The organism is Dickeya parazeae Ech586, from assembly GCF_000025065.1.
GTDB classification, from domain to species: Bacteria; Pseudomonadota; Gammaproteobacteria; order Enterobacterales; family Enterobacteriaceae; genus Dickeya; species Dickeya zeae.
Genome location: NC_013592.1, coordinates 2,198,634 through 2,220,812, shown reverse-complemented (window position 1 = coordinate 2,220,812; position 22,179 = coordinate 2,198,634). Strand labels below are relative to the sequence as shown.

Genomic DNA, 22,179 nt, shown 5'->3' with positions numbered 1-22,179 from the left:
ATCATGGCTGAAGTCATTTTCAACAAACTGGAAAAAGTTTACTCCAACGGTTTCAAAGCAGTTCACGGTATCGACCTGACGATCAAAGATGGCGAGTTCATGGTCATCGTCGGGCCGTCTGGTTGTGCCAAGTCCACTACCCTGCGCATGCTGGCCGGTCTGGAAACCATCAGCGGCGGTGAAGTTCGTATCGGCGACAAGATCGTCAACAATCTGGCACCGAAAGATCGCGGTATCGCGATGGTGTTCCAGAACTACGCGCTCTACCCGCACATGACGGTTCGCGAAAACCTGGCCTTCGGCCTGAAACTTAGCAAGATGCCGAAAGACAAGATCGAAGCACAGGTGAATGAAGCAGCCAAAATTCTGGAACTGGAAGAATTGATGGATCGTCTGCCACGGCAGCTATCCGGCGGTCAGGCGCAGCGTGTGGCGGTAGGCCGCGCTATCGTGAAAAAACCGGATGTATTCCTGTTCGATGAACCACTCTCCAACCTGGATGCCAAGCTACGTGCCTCAATGCGTATCCGTATCTCAGATTTGCATAAACAGTTGAAAAAGAGTGGTCATCCCGCTACCAGCGTCTACGTGACCCATGACCAGACCGAGGCCATGACGATGGGCGATCGCATTTGTGTCATGAAGCTGGGTCACATCATGCAGGTAGATACGCCGGATAACCTGTATCACTTCCCGAAAAACATGTTTGTCGCCGGTTTTATCGGTGCGCCAGAAATGAACATCAAGCCGGGCAAACTGTTGGAAGAAAACGGTCAGATCTCATTGCAGGTCGGCCAATACACCATGAGTTTGAATCAATCCAAGCAGGATAAAGTCCGCAATTATGTGGGTAAAGATATCTGCTTCGGCGTTCGCCCTGAATACGTCACGGTATCGGAAACACCTTTCGATGGCGGCCACTTCCAGGGAGATCTGGTACGTGCCGAAAACATGGGCCACGAGTTCTTTATGTACATCAAGGTTGATGGGTTTGAGTTGACCAGTCGTATGCCGTCAGATGAAGCGCGGACGATTATCAACAACAGCATGCATCGCCAGGTGTATTTCAAATTTGATATGGATAAATGCCATATCTTTGATGCAAAAACAGAACAAAATATCTCTCTCTAACAGGAGTATAACCGATGAAAAAAGTGATCCTACGGACATTAATTGCCTCTTCTCTGGCGCTGATGGCGCACCAGTCTTTTGCTGCTGACCAGGTTGACCTGCGCATGTCATGGTGGGGCGGTAACGGTCGTCACCAGGTGACACTGAAAGCCATCGAGGAATTCCAGAAAAAGTACCCGGACATCAAAGTTAAAGCAGAATACACCGGCTGGGATGGTCACCTGTCCCGCCTGACTACCCAAATCGCGGGCAATACCGAACCGGATGTGATGCAGACCAACTGGAACTGGCTGCCGATTTTCTCCCGCACGGGTGATGGTTTCTACGACCTGAACAAAGTGAAAGACGTATTGGATCTGTCGCAATTTGACGCGAAAGAACTGCAGGCCACGACGGTAGACGGCAAACTGAACGGGATTCCGATCTCGGTGACAGCTCGTGTGTTCTATTACAACATCGAAACCTGGAAGAAATCCGGCTTAACTTACCCGAAAAACTGGGATGAGTTAATGAACGCCGGTAAAGTCTTCAAGGAAAAACTGGGCGACCAATTCTACCCGCTGGTATTAGAGCATCAGGACTCCCTGGCACTGCTGAACTCCTACATGGTTCAGAAATACAACATCCCGGCGGTAGACGAGAAGAACAAGAAATTCTCTTATACCGACGCACAGTGGGTAGAATTCTTCGAGACGTATAAAAAGCTGGTTGATTCCCACGTCATGCCGTCTGCGAAGTACTACGCTTCGTTTGGCAAGAGCAACATGTATGAAATGAAGCCATGGATTGCGGGTGAATGGGGCGGCACTTACATGTGGAACTCCACCATCACCAAATACTCCGACAACCTGCAGCCACCGGCAAAACTGGAGTTAGGCTCCTACCCCATGCTGCCAGGCGCTAAAGAGGCAGGGCTGTTCTTCAAACCTGCCCAGATGTTGTCCATCGGCAAATCCAGCAAGCATCCGAAAGAAGCGGCCATGCTGATCAACTATCTGTTGAACAGCAAGGAAGGGATCCAGGCACTGGGTCTGGAGCGTGGCGTGCCGTTGAGCAAAGCAGCCGTTGCTCAATTGCGTGCTGATGGTGTGATCAAAGATAACGATCCGTCAGTTGCTGGTCTGAATCTGGCATTGTCTTTACCACATGAAACCAAGACATCACCTTATTTCGATGACCCACAAATTGTCGCATTATTTGGTGATGCCATTCAATATATCGATTATGGTCAGAAATCCGTGGAAGAAACGGCTAAATATTTCCAACGTCAGGCTGATCGTATTCTGAAACGTGCAATGAAAGAATAATTGCCATTTGATTTTCTATTTAAAGCCCCGTGCGCCAAGCCGGGGCTTTTTTTTATTTAAATTGAAACAAAATGAATCATTATGTCGATCATCGTCACAATTTGAAATGATTTTGAATTTATTGTGATTCTAAAAGATCAAGATCACAAAACGAAATTAAATAATCCATAAAATAGAACTCGTTCCATAAGAACACATCGATTTTATTTTTTTTATTCTTTTCTTTATCTGTATATATATAGGGAAAATACAATGAAGATTAAATTATTAACTTTGGCTGTTGCATCTCTGGTTAGCGTTAACGCTTTAGCTGTATCCATCGATTATCGTCATGAAATGCAGGATACCGCTAAAGCGGGCCATAAAGACCGTCTGACAATTGCTCATCGCTTTGCTAATGGCTTCGGATTATCTTCCGAAGTGAAATGGGCGCAATCCAGCAATGACAAAACGCCGGATAAGCCCTTCAATGAGCAAGTCAGCAACGGTACTGAGGTGATTGCCAGCTATGTTTATAAATTCAATAACACCTTTTCTATCGAGCCAGGTTTGTCTTTAGAATCAGGATCATCCGGCAACAACTATCGCCCTTACATTCGCGGTCGCGCTAATGTCACCGATGATTTTTCCGTCGCGTTACGTTATCGTCCTTACTTCAAACGTAATAGTGGCAATATTGGTAAGGATAATACGACAGACAAAGGTTATACCTTAACCGGTAATATCGATTATACCTTCCTGCAGGTTTACACCATCGGTTACGAGCTGGAATATAAAAAAGCCACCTCAGGTGAAGTTGTTCTTGCCGATAACGATGATTATGAAATCACTCATAACGTGAAATTGTCTTATAAATGGGACAAGAATTGGAAACCTTATGTTGAAGTGGGTAACGTTGCTGGTTCTAAATCCACCGACGAACGTCAAACGCGTTACCGCGTCGGTGTGCAGTACAGTTTCTAATTCACTGACCACGACATCTGGAATATTGCGTCAAAACGGATAATAACCGTGTTATTAGTGCGACATTTTTATTATCCAGGTTAATATCTGCCAGGAATTAACCAAACCATCAATTCGTCATTTTAAATTTCTGTGCCTGTTTCCCTTTATGGGAAATAATTTTACTCGCCAGTTTGGGTAAACATTTTATTCTCTTCGATGAAATGTTTACCTGTTTTTTTATCCCCACCACCGTCATACTGACCCAATAAACACCATGGATAAACGGCTATGTCACTAGGCAAATTCATTACAGGAACACTTATCATGTCTGTCAGTGGACTTACCTTCGCCGACACCACCTTCCCGGTATGGCCGCAAGGCGACGCTCCCGGTGCGGTCACATCGTCAGTACAGCAGCAAGTGGTTGAGCGCAGCAAAGATCCCACACTGCCAGACCGTGCCGTAACCGGCATACGCCGACCAGAAATCACGGTTTATGCGCCAGAAAACCCTAACGGTACCGCCCTATTAATTACCCCTGGCGGCTCTTACCAGCGTGTTGTACTGGATAAAGAAGGCAGTGACCTGGCACCGTATTTCACTCAACAAGGTTATACCCTGTTCGTTATGACCTACCGTATGCCAGCCGATGGCCATCAGGAAGGTGCCGATGCGCCACTGGCCGATGCTCAACGCGCGATCCGCACTTTGCGTACCCATGCTGCACAATGGCGCATTAACCCGCACCATATCGGCGTGATGGGATTTTCTGCGGGCGGGCATGTTGCAGCCAGCCTGGGTACCCGTTTTGCACAAACCGTTTATCCGGCTCAGGACGAAATAGACTACGCCAGCGCCCGCCCCGACTTTATGATGCTGATGTACCCCGTCATCTCTATGCAGGAACATATTGCTCACCCGGGCTCGCGCAAAGCGCTGATAGGTTCCCACCCCAGCGACGCACAAATTCAGCGTTATTCCGCAGAAAAACAGGTCAGTACGCAAACGCCACCGACATTTTTGGTACATGCGATTGATGACCCCTCGGTGCCAGTAGACAACAGCCTGGTGATGCTGGCAGCACTGCGAGAGCACGGCATTCCGGCTGAAATTCATCTGTTTGAACAAGGGAAACATGGTTTTGGTATCCGAGGGACAACCGGACTACCTGTAGCTATGTGGCCACAGTTATTAAATAACTGGATAAAATCACTGCAATTAGATAAAAAGACCGGGAATCAACCAGATAAAACATAACTGGTTACAGCGTCACACCTTTCGTCGATCGTTACAATCTCTTATACTGTATAAAATGACAGTTTTTGAGATGTTTCATGACCGCGGAAGGCCACCTCCTGTTTGCCGTAGCCAGCGCAATCTTTGCAAAGAAAGCAGAACTCTCGCCCGCTCTGGCAACGGGCGACTGGTGGCATATTATTCCCGCCGCTATGCTAACGGCCCTGTTACCGGACATCGATCACCCAAAGTCGATTCTGGGCCAGCGCCTGAAATGGATTTCCGTGCCGATTGCCAGGTTGTGTGGTCACCGTGGTTTTACACATAGCCTGCTGGCGATATTGGTCGGCGTTTATGTTATTCGTACCCGGCTACCGGTCGACTGGCCCTTACCGGGTGATGTTTACCATGCCATGATCGTTGGGTATTTAAGCCACATCGTCGCAGATATGTTGACGACCGCTGGCGTACCACTGTTATGGCCGTGCCGCTGGCGCTTTCGTCTGCCCATTCTCAATAGTGATAAAGGAAACCAACTGGAGCGCATACTGTGTGTAGGCCTTATTCTGTTTATGTTATGGCAACCACAACAACCGCTGGAATCCTGGCACTACGGCGAACCTGCGCGCTGGTTGCAGCAATTCGGCCAACAATTGCATGAACTACTGATGCGTTAAATCAACGCCAACCTCGTTATTCCATTCGGTTTAATCAATGTTAGTTATCTCTATAACCGCAATATAAAAGACCTGTTATTCTACTGCGCTGGCTACGTTTCTTCTGACCGTAGCGGTGATAAACATTAAAAAAGGAGTAGTGGGATGAATTTTCCGCTGATAATCAATGTGCTTGTTTTTGCTATGCTACTTTTCGCACTAGGGTATGGCGGTAATAAAAGCTGGAGTCTGTCTAAAAAGGTACTGCTGGGTCTGGTCACTGGCGTTCTGTTTGGACTGGTATTACACCTGATTTATGGTGATGACAACCCGGTCATCAAACAATCCATCGCCTGGTTCAACATCGTTGGCAACGGCTACGTGCAATTACTGCAAATGATCGTGATGCCGCTGGTGTTCGTGTCGATTCTTAATTCAGTGGCGCGCTTACATAACGCGTCATCGTTGGGGAAAATAAGCCTGCTGGCTCTCGGTACGTTGCTGTTTACCACGCTGATCGCCGCTTTAATCGGTATCTTTGTGACCAACCTGTTTGGACTTACCGCTTCAGGGCTGGTGCAAGGCTCACAGGAAACCGCACGGCTATCGACTATCCAGACGAGTTATGTTGGTAAGGTCGCAGACCTGAACGTACCACAACTGCTGCTGTCATTTATTCCGAAAAACCCGTTTGCCGACCTGACCGGCGCCAACCCGACGTCAATCATCAGCGTGGTCATTTTCGCGGCCTTCCTTGGTGTCGCCGCCCTGCACCTGGTCAAAGACGATGCGGTGAAAGGCGAACGCGTACTGACGGCGATTGATACCTTACAATCCTGGGTAATGAAGCTAGTCCGTTTGGTTATGCGCCTCACACCTTATGGCGTGATGGCATTGATGACCAAAATGGTCGCCAGCTCTAACCTGCAAGATATCCTCAAGCTCGGCGGCTTTGTTGTGGCATCCTATCTTGGTCTGGGGTTAATGTTTGGCGTGCATGCCGTGTTACTGGCGTTGACGGGCATCAATCCTGCCCGCTTCTACCGCAAAGTCTGGCCGGTGCTGAGCTTCGCGTTCACCAGCCGTTCCAGCGCAGCCACTATCCCGCTGAATATCGAAGCGCAGACGCGCCGTATCGGCGTACCAGAATCTATTGCGAGCTTTGCCGCGTCGTTTGGTACCACCATCGGTCAGAATGGTTGCGCGGGGTTATATCCGGCGATGCTGGCCGTCATGGTCGCCCCAACGGTCGGTATCAATCCGTGGGACCCAATGTGGATAGCCACGCTGGCTGGCATTGTCACGCTCAGTTCAGCCGGTGTCGCGGGGGTTGGCGGCGGAGCCACCTTCGCTGCGTTGATTGTCCTGCCAGCCATGGGCTTACCCGTAACACTGGTGGCACTGCTGATTTCGATTGAACCGCTCATCGATATGGGCCGTACCGCACTGAACGTCAGCGGCTCTATGACAGCAGGCACCGTGACCAGCCAGTTGCTCAGACAAACCGATAAAGCCGTGTTTAACACGGATGATGATACGGTGTTAACTCACCGCTAATCCCTGTCGTAATGTTATAAAACCATGCCGGCAACACGGGTATTCCTCGCGTCGGCATGGTTTTTACCACTTAGAATTTTGGATTGGTGTCGTATTCCTGGCAACTCTGGAACCCCTTGTTCAGTACATGTCCGGTCTCATCAAAGCTGACAAAGTAATACTGCACCTTACCGTCGCGGGTACCTAGCACATAAGTATTACAGGTTCCCCGAGCATGAAGCATCGTGGCTTGCGTCGATGCAGGCCCGGCAATCTGGTTCACCTCCTGACGGCTCATGCCTTTTTTCACGTCCTTCACCACCGGTTTAGTGAAAAAATTTTCTGCACGATCGTAAGCCACACACCCAGTGAGCATCAGGGTACTTGCTGCGATACACAGGAATAAATCACGCTTCTTCATGGAATGACCTCACTCATTCGCTATCGGTATTGCTAAGACTAGATAGCCACCACAGCTTTTTCAAATCCCTTATTGTCTTTCAACAGGCTGATAATTGGCGAAAAAGCCCCCGAATCACTGTAAAGCCACCGGCTTTTTCTTGTTCTTTTACTCCGTCGGAATTAACGTTACTCTTTGGCGATGTGAGTAATTGTTCTGGCACATCAATAGGTTCAGTAGGGGGTGGACATGTCATTACAGAAAGAAATCATTCGGGCGCTCGGGGTAAAAAGCGCGATTGATCCGGCACAGGAAATTCGGGTGAGCGTTGATTTTTTAAAGAATTATCTTAAGGCGCACCCGTTCGTCAAAAGCCTGGTACTGGGGATCAGCGGCGGGCAGGATTCGACACTAACCGGCAAATTATGCCAGACCGCTATCACCGAGTTGCGCCAGGAAACCGGCAAAGCCGATTATCGCTTTATTGCGGTACGGTTACCGTATGGCGTGCAAGCCGATGAGCAGGACTGTCAGGATGCGATTCAGTTTATCGAGCCTGATCAGGTGCTGACAGTCAATATCAAACCGGCGGTAGATGCCAGTGAAGCGACGCTGCGCGCTATCGGCATCGAGTTGTCTGACTTCGTCAAAGGCAACGAAAAAGCGCGTGAGCGCATGAAAGCACAGTACAGCATCGCTGGCATGAACGCTGGATTGGTCGTGGGTACCGACCATGCAGCGGAAGCCGTCACCGGGTTTTTCACCAAGTACGGTGATGGCGGCACCGACATTAACCCGATTTTCCGTCTCAACAAACGGCAAGGTAAAGCCTTACTCACGCTGCTGGGTTGCCCGTCCCACCTTTATACCAAGGCACCAACGGCAGACCTGGAAGATGATCGTCCCTCCTTACCGGATGAGATGGCTCTCGGCATCACGTACGAGAAAATTGACGATTATCTGGAAGGCAAACAGCTTGATCCGATTGACGTCGCGGTTATTGAAGGTTGGTATCGCAGAACCGAGCATAAACGCCGCCCGCCAATTACCGTTTTTGACGACTTCTGGCGTTAATAGCCTTCACCACGTTAATCTCCCCGGGCAGGTGCGACTCACTGGCATCTGCCCGCTTTCTTGCCACGTGATAGCCAATAACTATTGATAATAAATAACCATTGATAATCAATAACCATGATAGTCGATAACCACTAATGATACCCATAACCCCTCGTCGCGCTACGCTAGCTGGTTTACTGGCAATCGTCCTCTGGAGCACCTCTGTTGGGGTGATCCGTAGTCTGACCGAAGCACTCGGTGCGCTAGGCGGCGCGGCCATGATTTACACGACCAGCGCGATATGCTTGCTGTTGTTCGGGCATCGCCCCACCTTTCGTACTCATGCCAGAATCTACCTGCTACTCGGCGGAGCCTTATTCGTCAGCTACGAAATCTGTTTTTCATTGTCGATTGGGATGGCACAAAACCGTCTGCAGGCAATGGAGCTGGGAATGATTAATTACCTGTGGCCTTGCCTGACCATTCTGTTTTCACTGTTTATCAATCAACAGAAAACTCGATTATGGCTGTGGCCGGGCCTTGCCCTGTCGATAGTCGGTATTCTATGGATTCTGAAAGGTAACGGTGACTGGACTCCCACCCTGATGTGGCAGAATGTCAGCAGCAACCCACTGGCTTATTGCATGGCGCTGGCCGCTGCGCTGGTCTGGGCGCTGTACTGCAATATCTCGCGCCGTTTCGGTAATGGCAAAAGTGGCATACTGCTGTTTTTCATCGTCACGGCGGTGGTGTTATGGGGACAATATCTGCACAGTGACGCGCCGACATTCTCTTTCTCGATGCGTACTTTCTCGATGCGCACTCTGCTCGAATTGCTATTTATCGGCGGTTCAACGGCATTGGCCTATGCCGCGTGGGATACCGGCATTCAACGCGGCAACATGGCATTGCTGGCAACGGCATCTTATTTTACCCCGATACTGACGACGCTGATGGCAACGCTGTGGCTACAAACCACCCCTTCGGTGGCGTTCTGGCAAGGCGTTATCATGGTGACGTTGGGGTCGCTGCTATCCTGGCTGGCGACACGTGGAGCACCTTAAACGGCGACAGGATTGTGTTTCTCGATTAAAATGCATTTATTATGCAACTTAATGATCACCATGGGAGCACAGCGATGTCTTCTTCCTCCGGCAAACGCATTCAACGGGAAATCCGTACCATTCAGGCAATGATCACGTTGTATGAACGTACCTTTCCAGCCCCTGCCGATGATACGGATTATTATATCAGGCTGCAGGACTACGCCTTAAACCGGCTAAAAAAATGTTACTACGGAGAAAATAAACCCGCCTGCAAACAGTGTCCGATCCATTGCTATCAGCCTGCGAAGCGAGAGGAGATCAAGGTTGTCATGCGATGGGCCGGGCCAAGAATGTTGTTGCACCATCCGATACTGGCCATCCGACATCTGTTAGATGACCGCAAGCCTGCGCCTGCCGCGCCGCAACGCCCACGCAAATAGTTCTGCGAAAAGTCGTTCAGCGCCAGTAGTTCAGCTCAAGTAGTAAAAAAGCCTGAATCGACTACACCATTTTCAGACGATTCTGTAAAAGGAAAAGGCCGCTAATGCGGCCTTTTTGTCAAATCAGGACTCTTTGGGTGACGCGTTTTCCACTCTGCTCTTTAATTTTTGCCCTGGACGGAACGTAACGACCCGACGCGCCGTAATCGGAATATCTTCGCCGGTTTTTGGGTTACGTCCCGGGCGCTGGTTCTTGTCCCGCAAGTCAAAGTTGCCAAACCCCGACAACTTAACCTGCTCACCATTTTCCAGAGCGCGCCGTACTTCTTCGAAAAACAACTCGACGAGCTCTTTGGCATCCCGTTTGCTGAGCCCAAGCTTTTCAAACAGGTATTCAGACATTTCAGCTTTAGTAAGCGCCATAGGTTAATCCCTCAAGGATGCTTGGAATCGCTGTTTTAGTACTGCTACACATTGCGCAACGGTAGCAGCAATTTCCTCTTCTGCCAGTGTACGAGCGGTATCCTGCAATACCAGACTGATAGCAAGACTCTTATACCCTTCCGCTACGCCCTTGCCCCGGTACACGTCAAATAAGTTTACGCCAACTAACTGATTTGCGCCAACTTTCTTGCACTCGTTCAAAACGTCGCCAGCAGGCACGCTTTCAGCCACTACCACAGCAATATCACGACGGTTTGCCGGGAAACGAGAAATGTCCGCCGCCTCTGGCACCACACGATCAGCCAGCTTATCCCACAGCACTTCAAACACCACGGTACGGCCGTTCAAGTCCAGCTTGCGCTCCAGTTCCGGGTGAACAACACCGATATAACCGATACGCTCGCCAGCCAGATAGATAGCCGCGCTCTGCCCTGGGTGCAATGCTGAGTGACTCTCTGCGCGAAACTCAATCGCAGACAGTTTCCCAGTCAATGCCAATACCGCTTCCAAATCGCCTTTTAAATCATAGAAGTCAACGGTCTGGCGTGCCAGATCCCAATGCTCTTCGTAGCGAGTCCCCGTGATAACCCCTGCCAGCATGGTTTCCTGACGCACACCCAAATCGGCGCTCTGGTCCGGAACAAAGCGTAAACCGCTCTCAAACACGCGCAGACGGCTTTGTTGACGGTTCTGGTTATACACCACAGCCCCCAACAACCCACTCCACAGAGACAGGCGCATAGCGGACATTTCTACCGAAATCGGGCTCGGCAGAATCAGCGCCTCTTCACCGGGATGAATCAGCGACTGAATCTTAGGATCAACGAAGCTGTATGTGATCGCTTCCTGAAAACCGCGATCTACCAACAACGTTTTCACACGCTTAAGCGTCAGACTCGCTTCGCGATGTTGCGTCATCTTCAGCGGCGCTTGAGTAGGAATATTCGGAATATTGTTGTAGCCGTAAATACGCGCCACTTCTTCTACCAAATCTTCCTCGATAGCCATATCGAAACGCCAGCTCGGCGCCACCGCCTGCCAGCCATCAGCGGTTTTCGTCACCTGACAACCCAAACGGTTCAGAATATCGCTAACTTTCTCATCGGAAATCTCATGACCAATCAACCGATCTAGCTTTTCGCGACGCAACGTGATGGTCGCGCATGCCGGTAAATCTTTCTCACTGCTCACATCCACGACCGGGCCAGCGTCACCACCGCAAATATCCAGTAGCAGACGCGTCGCACGCTCGATTGCCTGATACTGCAATGCCGGATCCACACCACGCTCATAGCGATGTGATGCATCTGTATGCAGACCATAACGGCGGGCACGCCCTGTAATCGACAACGGATTAAAATAGGCGCATTCCAGCAGCACATCTTGCGTGCCACCATTTACGCCGGAATGCTCACCACCGAAAATCCCCCCCATCGCCAGCGCTTTTTGATGATCGGCAATCACCAGTGTGTCAGCGCTCAGGGTGGCGTCAGTGCCGTCTAACAGGCGCAGGGTTTCCCCTTCTTTCGCCATGCGTACCACAATACCGCCTTCCAGACGATTAAGGTCGAACGCATGCATCGGCTGACCCAGTTCCAGCAAGACATAGTTAGTGACATCCACAACCGGATCGATGGAGCGGATACCACAACGGCGCAGTTTTTCACGCATCCATAACGGCGTAGCCGCTTTCACATTGATACCTTTGACCACTCGCCCCAAATAACGTGGGCAGGCATCGCTCGCTTCAACCTGAATCGGGAATTGATCGGCAATCGTAGCGGACACCGGTTCAGTCGTCGGCGTAGTCAGTTCCATTGCATTTAATACTGCAACGTCACGCGCTACCCCCAAAATGCCCAGACAGTCGGCACGGTTAGGGGTTACGCTGATTTCAATGGTATGGTCATCCAATTTCAGATATTCGCGGATGTCAGTACCCAACGGTGCATCGGACGGCAGTTCGATAATGCCGCTATGATCCTCGGAAATCCCCAGTTCGGAGAAAGAACACAGCATGCCTTCAGACGGCTCGCCACGCAGTTTGGCAGCCTTGATTTTGAAATCACCCGGCAATACTGCGCCCACCGTGGCTACCGCCACCTTGAGCCCTTGACGGCAATTAGGCGCGCCACAAACGATATCCAGCAAGCGCTCACCGCCAACATTCACCTTAGTGACACGCAGTTTATCCGCATTCGGATGCTGTGCACATTCTACAACTTCCCCGACGACCACACCGTGGAAGACCCCTGCAACCGGCTCGACGCCATCCACTTCCAGGCCCGCCATCGTGATTTGTTCAGATAAGGCATCGCTGCTGATAGCTGGGTTAACCCATTCCCGTAACCAGAGTTCACTGAATTTCATCTTGATATTCCTGCCTTATTTAAACTGTTTGAGGAAGCGTAAATCGTTTTCGAAGAAGGCGCGCAAATCCGTCACGCCATAGCGCAGCATGGTCAGACGTTCCATCCCCATACCAAATGCAAAGCCGGAATACACTTCCGGGTCGATGCCGACATTACGCAACACGTTTGGATGCACCATGCCACAGCCCAGTACTTCGAGCCATTTGCCATTCTTGCCCATAACATCCACTTCGGCGGAGGGTTCGGTAAACGGGAAGTAGGACGGGCGGAAACGCACCTGTAAATCTTCCTCAAAGAAGTTGCGCAGAAAATCATGCAGCGTTCCCTTCAGATTGGTGAAGCTGATGTTTTTATCCACGATCAGCCCTTCCATCTGATGGAACATCGGAGTATGTGTCTGATCGTAATCGTTACGGTAGACACGCCCCGGTGCGATAATGCGAATCGGCGGCTGCTGTTTCTTCATCGTACGAATCTGAACACCGGACGTCTGTGTACGCAGCAGGCGGGTAGCATCGAACCAAAACGTGTCATGGTCAGCACGCGCCGGGTGATGTCCGGGAATATTCAGTGCATCGAAGTTATGATAGTCGTCTTCAATTTCCGGACCAGATGCAACGGCAAACCCCAGCTCGCCAAAGAAGGTTTCAATGCGATCAATCGTGCGGGTAATCGGATGCAGACCACCGTTTTCCATCGTCCGGCCAGGCAGAGAGACATCGATGGTTTCCGCTGCCAGACGGGCATTCAGCTCAGCATTTTCCAGCGTTTGCTTACGCGCATTCAGCGCGTCCTGTACTTCCTGCTTCGCCTGATTGATCACCGCGCCCGCGGCAGGACGTTCTTCAGCAGGCAGCTCGCGCAGCGAGGTCATCTGAAGGGTTAAGTGACCTTTTTTGCCCAGAAACTCGACGCGCACATTTTCCAGTGCGGCGACGTCTCCGGCCTGTTCTATGGCTGCTCTGGCTTTAGCAACCAGTTCTGCGAGATGTTGCATTGCATTCCTCTTCTTCTGCCTGTATGGCCGACAATCATGATTGGAAAGATACGGTTTTCAGTGCGCCAAACGTAACTATGGCTACGAATTATGACTACGAATCAAGAAATCCGAACCAATAAAAAAGCCTCCACGGAGGAGGCTTAGGCGCTACTTTTCGTTTCTCTTCTTACGCGCAAAGCCCCCGACGTTCAGGCGCTAAAGTAAAAAAAGAAACGGAAAATAGCAGCGTTCATACTTGCGTTACCTTTTGCTGTCATCGTTGATGGGCTATTACTGTCTAACCCGTTGACAATATACCAATTTCACTCGTTCTGAAAGTCTTTCATCCACGATAATGGAACATTGTCAGCTTTTTTCACGGCGGCAGAGACGAAAAGAGGGAGACAAGCTCCCTCTTCCATCTGACTTACGCCAGAGCTGATTTCGCTTTTTCAACCAGTGCGCTGAAAGCCACTTTGTCGAATACGGCGATGTCAGCCAGAATCTTACGGTCGATTTCAACAGAGGCTTTTTTCAGGCCATTGATGAATTTGCTGTAAGACAAGCCATTCTGGCGGGCTGCTGCATTGATACGTGCAATCCACAGCTGGCGGAACTGACGTTTACGCTGACGACGGTCACGGTAAGCGTACTGACCAGCTTTGATTACTGCCTGGAAGGCAACACGATAAACGCGCGAACGGGCACCGTAGTAACCTTTCGCTTGTTTCAGGATCTTTTTGTGACGTGCACGAGCAACCACACCACGTTTTACGCGAGCCATATGCTCTCTCCTAAAGTCTTAATTCTGAGTTAAAAAAAGTTACTTATGCGTAAGGCAGACATGCTGCAACCAGGCCCAGATCGCCTTTGGAAACCATGGCTTTCGGACGCAGGTGACGCTTACGTTTAGTCGCTTTTTTGGTCAGAATATGACGCAGGTTAGCATGCTTACGCTTGAAACCACCGCTGGCGGTTTTTTTGAAGCGTTTAGCGGCGCCACGTACAGTTTTAATCTTTGGCATTGTTATTTCCACTTCGCATTGTTAAACAATGAATCAGATAAGGCGAACAAAAACCGCGCTACGCGAAGGCAGCGCGGATGTTGTTACTTGAATGCCTTACTGTTTCTTCTTCGGTGCCAGCACCATAATCATCTGACGCCCTTCGATCTTGCTTGGGAACGACTCGACGACAGATAATTCATTCAGATCATCACGAATGCGGTTAAGCATTTCGATACCGATCTGTTGGTGCGCCATTTCACGACCGCGGAAACGCAGTGTGATCTTGGCTTTATCACCATCTTCCAGAAAGCGAACCAGGTTGCGTAGTTTGACCTGATAGTCGCCATCATCGGTACCAGGCCGGAATTTGATTTCCTTGACCTGAATAACTTTTTGCTTCTTCTTCTGTTCTTTAGTGGCCTTACTCTTCTCGTAAAGGAACTTGCCGTAATCCATGATTCGGCAAACCGGCGGTTCGGCGTTCGGGCTGATTTCAACTAAATCAACACCTGCTTCCTCAGCTTTCTCTAACGCTTCATTCAGGCTAACAATACCAATTTGTTCGCCATCAACGCCCGTCAGACGTACCTCTTGTGCGCGAATTTCTCTGTTGATGCGATTAGGACGCGCCGGTTGAACTCGTTTTCCGCCTTTAATACCTTATTCCTCCAACTGATGAAGACTACGGCTGCGAATCTCTTCTTGCAGCTTCGTGATTACTTCACTGACGTCCATGCTTCCCAGATCTTTGCCGCGGCGGGTGCGAACAGCGACTTTTCCTGCTTCCACCTCTTTATCGCCACAAACCAGCATATAGGGAACACGCCGTAAAGTGTGCTCGCGGATTTTAAAGCCTATCTTCTCATTTCTCAAGTCCGCTTTAACGCGAATGCCCGCATCTTGCAATTTTCTTGTCAATTCGCTGACATAATCAGACTGACTATCGGTAATATTCATGACAACAGCCTGAACCGGCGCCAGCCAGGTTGGGAAGAAACCGGCAAACTCTTCGGTTAAAATCCCGATAAAACGCTCCATCGACCCGAGAATAGCTCGATGAATCATGACTGGAACCTGACGCTCGTTGTTTTCGCCGACATAGGATGCACTCAGGCGGCCTGGCAACGAGAAGTCTAACTGTACCGTACCGCACTGCCAGGCGCGATCCAAGCAGTCATGCAACGTAAATTCGATTTTCGGACCGTAGAACGCACCCTCGCCCGGTTGATACTCAAACGGAATAGCGTTTTCAGTCAATGCAGCAGCAAGGTCTTCTTCAGCCCGGTCCCACATGTCATCACTGCCGATACGTTTTTCAGGACGCGTTGACAGTTTCACCACGATTTTCTCGAAACCGAAGGTGCTGTACATGTCGTAGACCATCTTGATGCAGCTGTTTACCTCGTCACGCACCTGCTCTTCGGTACAGAAGATATGGGCATCATCCTGCGTAAAGCCGCGTACACGCATCAAACCATGCAGGGAACCTGACGGCTCATTACGGTGGCAACTGCCGAACTCCGCCATACGCAACGGCAGGTCACGGTAGGATTTCAGCCCCTGATTGAAGATCTGCACATGGCCTGGGCAGTTCATCGGTTTGACGCAATATTCACGGTTCTCAGACGAGGTCGTGAACATGGCCTCTTTATAGTTTTCCCAGTGCCCGGTTTTTTCCCACAGCACACGGTCCATCATGAACGGGCCTTTAACTTCCTGATACTGGTATTCTTTGAGCTTCATGCGCACAAAGGCTTCCAGTTCGCGGAAAATCGTCCAGCCATCGTTATGCCAGAACACCATACCCGGTGCTTCTTCCTGCATATGATACAGGTCTAATTGCTTACCGATTTTACGGTGGTCACGTTTAGCGGCTTCTTCAAGACGTTGCAGGTAAGCGCTTAACTGTTTCTTATCCGCCCAGGCAGTACCATAAATACGCTGCAGCATTTTATTTTTGCTGTCACCGCGCCAGTAGGCACCGGACGTTTTCTGCAGTTTAAAGTGGTGACAGAAACGCATATTCGGTACGTGCGGGCCACGGCACATATCGATATATTCTTCATGATGGTACAGCCCAGGGCGATCGTCATGGCTGATATTTTCATCAAGAATCGCCACTTTATAGCTTTCGCCGCGCGCCGCAAACGTATCACGCGCTTCCTGCCAACTGACTTTTTTCTTGATAACGTCGTAGTCTTTGCCAGCCAGCTCATGCATCCGCTTTTCAAGCAGTTCCAGGTCTTCCTGCGTCAGCGTATGTTCCAGATCAACATCATAGTAAAAACCGTTGTCGATTACCGGACCAATCGCCATTTTGGTATCCGGCCACAGTTGCTTGATTGCATGTCCCAGCAAGTGCGCACAGGAATGGCGGATAATTTCCATCCCCACGTCGTCTTTGGCGGTGATGATGGCCAGCTGTGCGTCAGATTCAATGACATCGACCGCATCAACCAGTTCACCATTAACCCGACCGGCAATACAAGCCTTCGCCAGGCCAGGGCCGATATCCAACGCGACATCAAGAGGAGAAACGGCATGATCATAATGACGCTGACTGCCGTCAGGAAGCGTAATAACAGGCATGTAAATTCCCTTATTTGCAGTGGTGAGCCACACGAAAGCCCACATACAAAAGATAATTGTGTTTGATATATAGAAAGTTGGAGAGAAAGGATTTAACCCACAATTGTTAAATCAGTCCCATCCTGTTGACAGGTAACATGGTGATGGCTGACGCACGGTACAACGGTTCAGCCAGGTACGCCAATAATAGCCCGACGGCGTAGAGTAGCACCATGCTCCGGGCGATGCCACCCGTTGGACCAAAACAGGCGACAGATAATCGATAAGACACCAAAGAATGTAGACGTATTGAGTCCGTTCGGCTGTATATCGCTACACATCAAACGACTACCGCTCAGGGATCATGTCCTTGAACAAGGTCTCAACTTCGCTTTCTTTAGTTTCAGGCAATACTGGCTGTTCCGTTGCCGGTTCTACGCTCTGCGGCTCTGTTACCGTTACCGGCACCAGCGCTTGTAGTAACGTGATTTGTTGTTGCTGCTGCTCGACAATCTCATGCAACAATCTTATCTGCTCATTGGCCCGGACACTGGCACGATTGATAAAGAACCACACCAGGATCACCAGCAGTACGATCAATGCAACAAAAACCACTTCCAGCATGTCTGAAGCAAAACTACTCATGTCTAAAACCTGTTACATAACCTGACTCAGGCGCGCATTCTAGCACTGTGCCGCCAGACAATTCGACAGTCATACCGCAATTCCCCGGCTGAAAAGCAGCTTCTGCCCATAAAAAAGCCTGTCACTGGGACAGGCTAATTGCCAGAGAGCGGTAATGCACACTCCCCTCTCAGAACGGGTAATCGTGATATCCCATTTGATCAGAAATATTGCGTGCTGCGGTATGTAACATCGCCACATACTCATGCTTGTTATCTTCTGAAAAACGAATCGTCGGGAAAGAAATACTCAGGCCGGCAATCACTACACCAAAACGATCAAAGACCGGAACAGCGATACAACGCAGCCCTTCTTCCTGCTCTTCGTTGTCTTCGCCGAAGCCTTGCTGGCGAACCAGATCAAGTTGTGGCAACAGTTCTTCCGTACTACCGATGGTGTGCACAGTGCTACGTTTGAACTCGACATGTGACAGAATGCCTTTCACCTCTTCACGATCGCGCCAGGCCAATAATACCTTACCAATCGCGGTACTGTGCAGCGGGTTACGGCGGCCAATACGAGAATACATGCGCAGGTTATACATAGAATCAATTTTATGAATATAGACAATACTGTCTTCATCCAGCGCGCCGAGGTGGATAGTTTCGCGTGTTAATGCCGACAATTCGCGCATTTGAATATCCGCACTGCGAATCAAATCCACATTCTGTAATGCTTTAGCACCCAGTTCGAACAATTTCAGCGTCAGTGAATATTTCTCTGACTCACCTTCCTGAGCAACATATCCCAGAGATTTCATCGTCTGCAGGAACCGATAAACCGTACTTTTAGACATCATCACACGTTGTGATAGTTCAGTGATGCCAATTTCACGCTCTTCGCCTAATGCCTGCAAAATACCAAAAACCTTTAAGACTGACGACACGGAATCGGGTTGTTTATCTAAATCTGCAATAGCCATTTTTTTGGTTACCCTACTCAGTATTTTTGTTTTAAAAAAAATAGAACACTTGTTTTAGTATAAAGGGAACGCTCTGAATATGGCAATCAGGCATTACTATAACAGACAACATGATTAAATATTGCCCACTGCAATAGTACTGCCGGATTAATAATCTTATGGTAAAGCGAAAAAAAACCGCGCCCTCGATGGGCACGGTTGCAGGTGCTGTTAGTGCCAGACAGAATCAGGCACTTTGGCCAGATAGAGCGCCGGTTTACCATCAACATCCGACGTAAACAGAATATGTTTATCGTCTGGTGTAAATGATGGATGCGGATGCGTAACCTGGCGATCGCCTTCCAGCACTTCCCATGACGTATTGTGCTGAGCAACCTGGAAATGTTTCCCGGTTTTCATGTTGAACACATACAGGAAAGGATCGTTTTCAATCTTGTAGCCGCCATCATCTTTCACGTCTACCGGGGCGTTGCAGCCATCACCCACCATTAACGTGCCATCATAGTTACTCATCAGATGCGAGCACGGCGGCATTTCTGTCAGTTGACGGTTTTCCAGCGTAACGGGGTCAACACTGCAAATAAAGCGGTTAGTGCTGCCTTTCAGATAAGAAACATAAGCCAGCGCAGAGCCATTCGGCACCCAGAATTCATGAGTACAGCTTTCACCCGGAGCATGCTCTTTCACTTTACGCATGTTGGTGCCATCTTCATTGATAAACCACATCCGGGCATCCACCAGATCATGTGGGCCTTCATGACAGAACGCGACCGTATTATCGTCGCCAGGACGGTAAATCGGGTGACCCAGCCATTGTTTTTCCTGCAAAATGGTCGTGGCTTCACCGGTTTTGAGATCGATACGAATGAGACGGCAACACGGGTTGGTGAAATAGAACTCCTGGAATTTTTTCCAGTCGGTCAACGGTTTCCAATCTTCTTTTTTAATCTCGATCCCCACCATCTTGGTGCAATCAGAGTTGGCGACCCAGGTACCGTATCCGACCCAGTCATCCGGTACCTGATAGATATTGGTTTCTTCCAGTGTATTAAGATCAACGCGCATCAGGTTGCGGACATTCTTCACATAATACAGTGCGTCGTCGTTCGGAGACAGGAAGCCGCCAAAGGTATTGTCGCCAGTACCTTCGGTCAGTTGGGTAGCCTGCTGGGTTTTCAGGTCTAACAAGTAATAGTTCCACGGCCCATCAAATGCTCCGCCAAACAGCAGTTTGCTACCATCATTGGAAAAACACTTCTGGTAGAAGTAGTTGCGGTGGCAGATGACATCGGGAGGGGTGAGACGCACCACTTCGGTGCCGGTGACTGAGTCCTGGTAGGTATGGAACGTAAAAGAAAGCTTTTTACCTTTGGCCATCCGTAAATCCTTAGCGCTTATCGTGAAAAATCAGACGCCGCCAGGTGAAAGAACCTGTCACTCCGGCAAATCGCCTTGTTATACCGGTATTGTAGAAACAATGTTTCACTTTTCCGTGATCATGGTTTTATTTTATAAAACATTCTTTCGCTTTTCACTGACTGTTTGCGTTTGCGCAAGATTATTTTGCCAGACAAGGAATCGGATAAGGCAGTGGTATAGCAGGCTGATTACCAGAATAAATATCCTCCGGCATAGCCGGAGGTTTTTCATATGCGCCTATAAGGCTCTGTTACCAGCCGCGCCCTAACAGGCGCATCGCAATCTGACATTTGCATCCAAATCCTTTACTTACGGCCCGTAAACGGGCTACCTGGATACGGGATTGATAACTGCTCGCCCAGTTTATACTGCTCCAGTTGGTGCTTTATGTAGTCCCGGATCTTCGATGTATTTTTACCCACCGTATCTACATAATACCCTCGGCACCAAAACTCCCTGTTCCTATATTTGAATTTCAGATCACCAAATTGTTCATAGAGCATCAGACTGCTTTTGCCTTTCAGATACCCCATGAAGCTCGATACACTCATCTTCGGCGGGATCTCCACGAGCATATGTATGTGATCAGCACAGCACTCCGCCTCCAGAATCTGCACATTTTTCCATTCACACAGCTTTCTTAAGATACTCCCTACTACACGCCGTTTCTCACCGTAGAAGACCTGTCTTCGGTATTTGGGTGCGAAAACTATGTGATATTTACAGTTCCAGCGAGTGTGCGCTAAGCTCTTTTCGTCCCCCATTGGGACCCCCTTTTGATTTCTTGTTTGACCATTGCAGTTGCCAGACCACAAGGTGTTTTAACAAATCAAAAGGGGTTTTTATATCCGCCCCAAAGCTGGAAGCTTTACGGAACCCCCAGCCTAGCTGGGGGTTTCTATATACAAAAAACAAAGGCCCCGCAGGGCCTTTGCACATAAAACCATCTCATTGAAGACTTGCAGATTGATTACTACGCACGGATTACTTGAGATACTCACCAGCACGCAGCGCCTCAATACGTTTGTCCAGCGGCGGATGCGACATGAACAACTCGCTAAGAGACTTAGACTTGCCGTTGATGCAAAACGCCATCATGCTACTGGCCTCCTGCGGCTCATAGCTGGTTTTCAGGCGCTGTAACGCAGCAATCATCTTCTCGCGGCCAACCAGTTTCGCCGAGCCGGCGTCAGCATGGAACTCACGGTAGCGGGAGAACCACATGGTGATGATGCTGGCCAAAATACCAAATACCAGTTCCAGCACCATGGAAACCGCCATATAAACCAGCGGGTTACCGTTACCACCCTCTTCACCATCGTCACGGTTGCCGGAAAGAAAACCGGTAACAATTTGCGCAATGATGCGGGAGATAAAAATAACGAAGGTATTCACTACCCCTTGTACCAACGTCATCGTAACCATGTCACCGTTAGCGATGTGACTGATCTCATGAGCAATAACCGCTTCGGCTTCGTCACGGCTCATATTCTGCAATAGTCCGGTGCTCACCGCGACCAGCGAGCTGTTGCGACGGGCACCTGTCGCAAATGCATTGATATCGGGAGCATGATAGATAGCAACCTGTGGCATAGCGATACCCACCTGCTGAGACTGCATCCGCACGGTATCCAGTAACCAGCGTTCGGTTTCATTACGTGGCTGTTCAATCACCTCACCGCCGACGGAGCGCAGCGCCATCCATTTAGACATCAGCAGCGAAACAATCGACCCGCCGAAACCAAACACACCGGCCATGATAATCAAGCCCGCCATGCTGTTGTGCTGGACTCCCGTCAGACTGAGTACCAGCCCGAATACCACCATCACCGCCAGGTTGGTGAGCAGGAAAAGCGCAATACGCATCATATGATTAAGATTTCCTCTTTCAGCAAAAGCAACAAAAGTGTTTGCAACAACCACATCGTATGGGCTGCGCCATCATTTTCAAGCATCCATAACCTTTATGTTACTAAATTAACATAACTTTACACTTTTGTTTATGCGTAATTCGGATAAAACAAGGAGGTT

At 49.5% G+C, this 22,179-nt stretch carries 23 protein-coding genes and 1 other annotated feature; of the genes, 9 read left to right on the top strand and 14 right to left on the bottom strand.

What is annotated here, in order from left to right; genetic code table 11:
- The first annotated feature begins 3 nt into the window (after positions 1–3).
- The 6 genes from DD586_RS09705 to DD586_RS09680 all read left to right on the top strand — a co-directional run bounded on the left by DD586_RS09705 (position 4) and on the right by DD586_RS09680 (position 6,832).
- Positions 4–1,131: an ABC transporter ATP-binding protein gene (locus DD586_RS09705; protein WP_012884635.1), complete on the top strand. Its 1,128-nt coding sequence runs from the start codon at positions 4–6 to the stop codon at positions 1,129–1,131.
- Positions 1,132–1,145: 14 nt separating this feature from the next.
- Positions 1,146–2,438 (top strand): ABC transporter substrate-binding protein, encoded by a 1,293-nt coding sequence (locus tag DD586_RS09700; RefSeq protein WP_012884634.1) that lies wholly within the window; start codon positions 1,146–1,148, stop codon positions 2,436–2,438.
- Between the two features lie 252 nt (positions 2,439–2,690).
- Complete coding sequence (kdgM, locus tag DD586_RS09695; RefSeq protein ID WP_012884633.1) at positions 2,691–3,401, top strand: oligogalacturonate-specific porin KdgM; 711 nt, start codon at positions 2,691–2,693, stop codon at positions 3,399–3,401.
- A 270-nt stretch (positions 3,402–3,671) separates the two neighbouring features.
- Positions 3,672–4,640 carry a pectin acetylesterase PaeX gene (gene paeX, locus DD586_RS09690; protein ID WP_041164401.1) on the top strand — a complete coding sequence of 323 codons (969 nt, stop codon included), beginning with the start codon at positions 3,672–3,674 and terminating at the stop codon, positions 4,638–4,640.
- A 77-nt stretch (positions 4,641–4,717) separates the two neighbouring features.
- Positions 4,718–5,296 (top strand): metal-dependent hydrolase, encoded by a 579-nt coding sequence (locus tag DD586_RS09685; protein WP_012884631.1) that lies wholly within the window; start codon positions 4,718–4,720, stop codon positions 5,294–5,296.
- Positions 5,297–5,440: 144 nt separating this feature from the next.
- Positions 5,441–6,832 carry an L-cystine transporter gene (locus DD586_RS09680; protein WP_012884630.1) on the top strand — a complete coding sequence of 464 codons (1,392 nt, stop codon included), beginning with the start codon at positions 5,441–5,443 and terminating at the stop codon, positions 6,830–6,832.
- Positions 6,833–6,902: 70 nt separating this feature from the next.
- Here DD586_RS09680 and osmE read toward each other — a convergent pair whose 3' ends face one another.
- The gene (gene osmE, locus DD586_RS09675) at positions 6,903–7,232 is read right to left on the bottom strand and encodes an osmotically-inducible lipoprotein OsmE (protein WP_012884629.1); all 330 of its coding nucleotides are present in this window, start codon (positions 7,230–7,232) and stop codon (positions 6,903–6,905) included.
- Positions 7,233–7,460: 228 nt separating this feature from the next.
- Between osmE and nadE the strand changes: the two genes are divergently transcribed.
- The 3 genes from nadE to DD586_RS09660 all read left to right on the top strand — a co-directional run bounded on the left by nadE (position 7,461) and on the right by DD586_RS09660 (position 9,753).
- Positions 7,461–8,285, top strand: a complete 825-nt coding sequence (gene nadE / locus DD586_RS09670) for an ammonia-dependent NAD(+) synthetase (RefSeq protein ID WP_012884628.1) — start codon at positions 7,461–7,463, stop codon at positions 8,283–8,285.
- 137 nt (positions 8,286–8,422) lie between these two features.
- Positions 8,423–9,331, top strand: a complete 909-nt coding sequence (gene yddG, locus DD586_RS09665; protein ID WP_012884627.1) for an aromatic amino acid DMT transporter YddG — start codon at positions 8,423–8,425, stop codon at positions 9,329–9,331.
- Between the two features lie 74 nt (positions 9,332–9,405).
- Positions 9,406–9,753: a nitrous oxide-stimulated promoter family protein gene (locus DD586_RS09660; protein ID WP_012884626.1), complete on the top strand. Its 348-nt coding sequence runs from the start codon at positions 9,406–9,408 to the stop codon at positions 9,751–9,753.
- Positions 9,754–9,876: 123 nt separating this feature from the next.
- Here the strand turns inward: DD586_RS09660 and ihfA are convergent, their stop codons facing one another.
- From ihfA to htpX, 13 genes are all read right to left on the bottom strand, one after another.
- Positions 9,877–10,176: an integration host factor subunit alpha gene (gene ihfA, locus DD586_RS09655; RefSeq protein ID WP_012769674.1), complete on the bottom strand. Its 300-nt coding sequence runs from the start codon at positions 10,174–10,176 to the stop codon at positions 9,877–9,879.
- A 3-nt stretch (positions 10,177–10,179) separates the two neighbouring features.
- A complete protein-coding gene (pheT, locus tag DD586_RS09650) occupies positions 10,180–12,567 on the bottom strand; it encodes a phenylalanine--tRNA ligase subunit beta (RefSeq protein WP_012884625.1) in 2,388 nt (795 codons plus the stop codon).
- Positions 12,568–12,582: 15 nt separating this feature from the next.
- On the bottom strand, positions 12,583–13,566 hold the full coding sequence (gene pheS, locus DD586_RS09645; RefSeq protein WP_012884624.1) for a phenylalanine--tRNA ligase subunit alpha: 984 nt from the start codon (positions 13,564–13,566) through the stop codon (positions 12,583–12,585).
- A gap of 117 nt (positions 13,567–13,683) precedes the next feature.
- Positions 13,684–13,807: a sequence feature (Phe leader region), on the bottom strand.
- On the bottom strand, positions 13,758–13,802 hold the full coding sequence (gene pheM, locus DD586_RS22005; RefSeq protein WP_106120997.1) for a pheST operon leader peptide PheM: 45 nt from the start codon (positions 13,800–13,802) through the stop codon (positions 13,758–13,760). (Overlaps the previous feature by 45 nt.)
- A 168-nt stretch (positions 13,808–13,975) precedes the next feature.
- Entirely contained in the window at positions 13,976–14,332 is a 357-nt protein-coding gene (gene rplT / locus DD586_RS09640; RefSeq protein ID WP_012769671.1) for a 50S ribosomal protein L20, read from the bottom strand.
- A gap of 43 nt (positions 14,333–14,375) precedes the next feature.
- The gene (rpmI, locus tag DD586_RS09635; protein ID WP_012769670.1) at positions 14,376–14,573 is read right to left on the bottom strand and encodes a 50S ribosomal protein L35; all 198 of its coding nucleotides are present in this window, start codon (positions 14,571–14,573) and stop codon (positions 14,376–14,378) included.
- Positions 14,574–14,669: 96 nt separating this feature from the next.
- Positions 14,670–15,212 (bottom strand): translation initiation factor IF-3, encoded by a 543-nt coding sequence (gene infC / locus DD586_RS21375; protein WP_012884623.1) that lies wholly within the window; start codon positions 15,210–15,212, stop codon positions 14,670–14,672.
- Between the two features lie 3 nt (positions 15,213–15,215).
- Positions 15,216–17,144, bottom strand: coding sequence for a threonine--tRNA ligase (gene thrS, locus DD586_RS09625; protein ID WP_012884622.1), 1,929 nt, complete (start codon positions 17,142–17,144; stop codon positions 15,216–15,218).
- A 327-nt stretch (positions 17,145–17,471) separates the two neighbouring features.
- A complete protein-coding gene (locus tag DD586_RS09620) occupies positions 17,472–17,768 on the bottom strand; it encodes a YebO family protein (protein ID WP_012884621.1) in 297 nt (98 codons plus the stop codon).
- A 169-nt stretch (positions 17,769–17,937) separates the two neighbouring features.
- Complete coding sequence (gene kdgR / locus DD586_RS09615) at positions 17,938–18,729, bottom strand: DNA-binding transcriptional regulator KdgR (protein WP_012884620.1); 792 nt, start codon at positions 18,727–18,729, stop codon at positions 17,938–17,940.
- A gap of 210 nt (positions 18,730–18,939) precedes the next feature.
- On the bottom strand, positions 18,940–20,106 hold the full coding sequence (gene ogl, locus DD586_RS09610) for an oligogalacturonate lyase (RefSeq protein ID WP_012884619.1): 1,167 nt from the start codon (positions 20,104–20,106) through the stop codon (positions 18,940–18,942).
- A 347-nt stretch (positions 20,107–20,453) separates the two neighbouring features.
- A complete protein-coding gene (gene tnpA / locus DD586_RS09605; RefSeq protein ID WP_012884618.1) occupies positions 20,454–20,912 on the bottom strand; it encodes an IS200/IS605 family transposase in 459 nt (152 codons plus the stop codon).
- 220 nt (positions 20,913–21,132) lie between these two features.
- Positions 21,133–22,017 (bottom strand): protease HtpX, encoded by an 885-nt coding sequence (gene htpX / locus DD586_RS09600; protein ID WP_012884616.1) that lies wholly within the window; start codon positions 22,015–22,017, stop codon positions 21,133–21,135.
- Positions 22,018–22,179 lie beyond the last annotated feature (162 nt).

Coding starts and splice junctions, on each gene's coding strand:
- DD586_RS09705 (WP_012884635.1), top strand. CDS start 4: ATGGCTGAAGTCATTTTCAACAAACTGGAAAAAGTTTACTCCAACGGT.
- DD586_RS09700 (WP_012884634.1), top strand. CDS start 1,146: ATGAAAAAAGTGATCCTACGGACATTAATTGCCTCTTCTCTGGCGCTG.
- kdgM (WP_012884633.1), top strand. CDS start 2,691: ATGAAGATTAAATTATTAACTTTGGCTGTTGCATCTCTGGTTAGCGTT.
- paeX (WP_041164401.1), top strand. CDS start 3,672: ATGTCACTAGGCAAATTCATTACAGGAACACTTATCATGTCTGTCAGT.
- DD586_RS09685 (WP_012884631.1), top strand. CDS start 4,718: ATGACCGCGGAAGGCCACCTCCTGTTTGCCGTAGCCAGCGCAATCTTT.
- DD586_RS09680 (WP_012884630.1), top strand. CDS start 5,441: ATGAATTTTCCGCTGATAATCAATGTGCTTGTTTTTGCTATGCTACTT.
- osmE (WP_012884629.1), bottom strand. CDS start 7,232: ATGAAGAAGCGTGATTTATTCCTGTGTATCGCAGCAAGTACCCTGATG.
- nadE (WP_012884628.1), top strand. CDS start 7,461: ATGTCATTACAGAAAGAAATCATTCGGGCGCTCGGGGTAAAAAGCGCG.
- yddG (WP_012884627.1), top strand. CDS start 8,423: ATGATACCCATAACCCCTCGTCGCGCTACGCTAGCTGGTTTACTGGCA.
- DD586_RS09660 (WP_012884626.1), top strand. CDS start 9,406: ATGTCTTCTTCCTCCGGCAAACGCATTCAACGGGAAATCCGTACCATT.
- ihfA (WP_012769674.1), bottom strand. CDS start 10,176: ATGGCGCTTACTAAAGCTGAAATGTCTGAATACCTGTTTGAAAAGCTT.
- pheT (WP_012884625.1), bottom strand. CDS start 12,567: ATGAAATTCAGTGAACTCTGGTTACGGGAATGGGTTAACCCAGCTATC.
- pheS (WP_012884624.1), bottom strand. CDS start 13,566: ATGCAACATCTCGCAGAACTGGTTGCTAAAGCCAGAGCAGCCATAGAA.
- rplT (WP_012769671.1), bottom strand. CDS start 14,332: ATGGCTCGCGTAAAACGTGGTGTGGTTGCTCGTGCACGTCACAAAAAG.
- rpmI (WP_012769670.1), bottom strand. CDS start 14,573: ATGCCAAAGATTAAAACTGTACGTGGCGCCGCTAAACGCTTCAAAAAA.
- thrS (WP_012884622.1), bottom strand. CDS start 17,144: ATGCCTGTTATTACGCTTCCTGACGGCAGTCAGCGTCATTATGATCAT.
- DD586_RS09620 (WP_012884621.1), bottom strand. CDS start 17,768: ATGAGTAGTTTTGCTTCAGACATGCTGGAAGTGGTTTTTGTTGCATTG.
- kdgR (WP_012884620.1), bottom strand. CDS start 18,729: ATGGCTATTGCAGATTTAGATAAACAACCCGATTCCGTGTCGTCAGTC.
- ogl (WP_012884619.1), bottom strand. CDS start 20,106: ATGGCCAAAGGTAAAAAGCTTTCTTTTACGTTCCATACCTACCAGGAC.
- tnpA (WP_012884618.1), bottom strand. CDS start 20,912: ATGGGGGACGAAAAGAGCTTAGCGCACACTCGCTGGAACTGTAAATAT.
- htpX (WP_012884616.1), bottom strand. CDS start 22,017: ATGATGCGTATTGCGCTTTTCCTGCTCACCAACCTGGCGGTGATGGTG.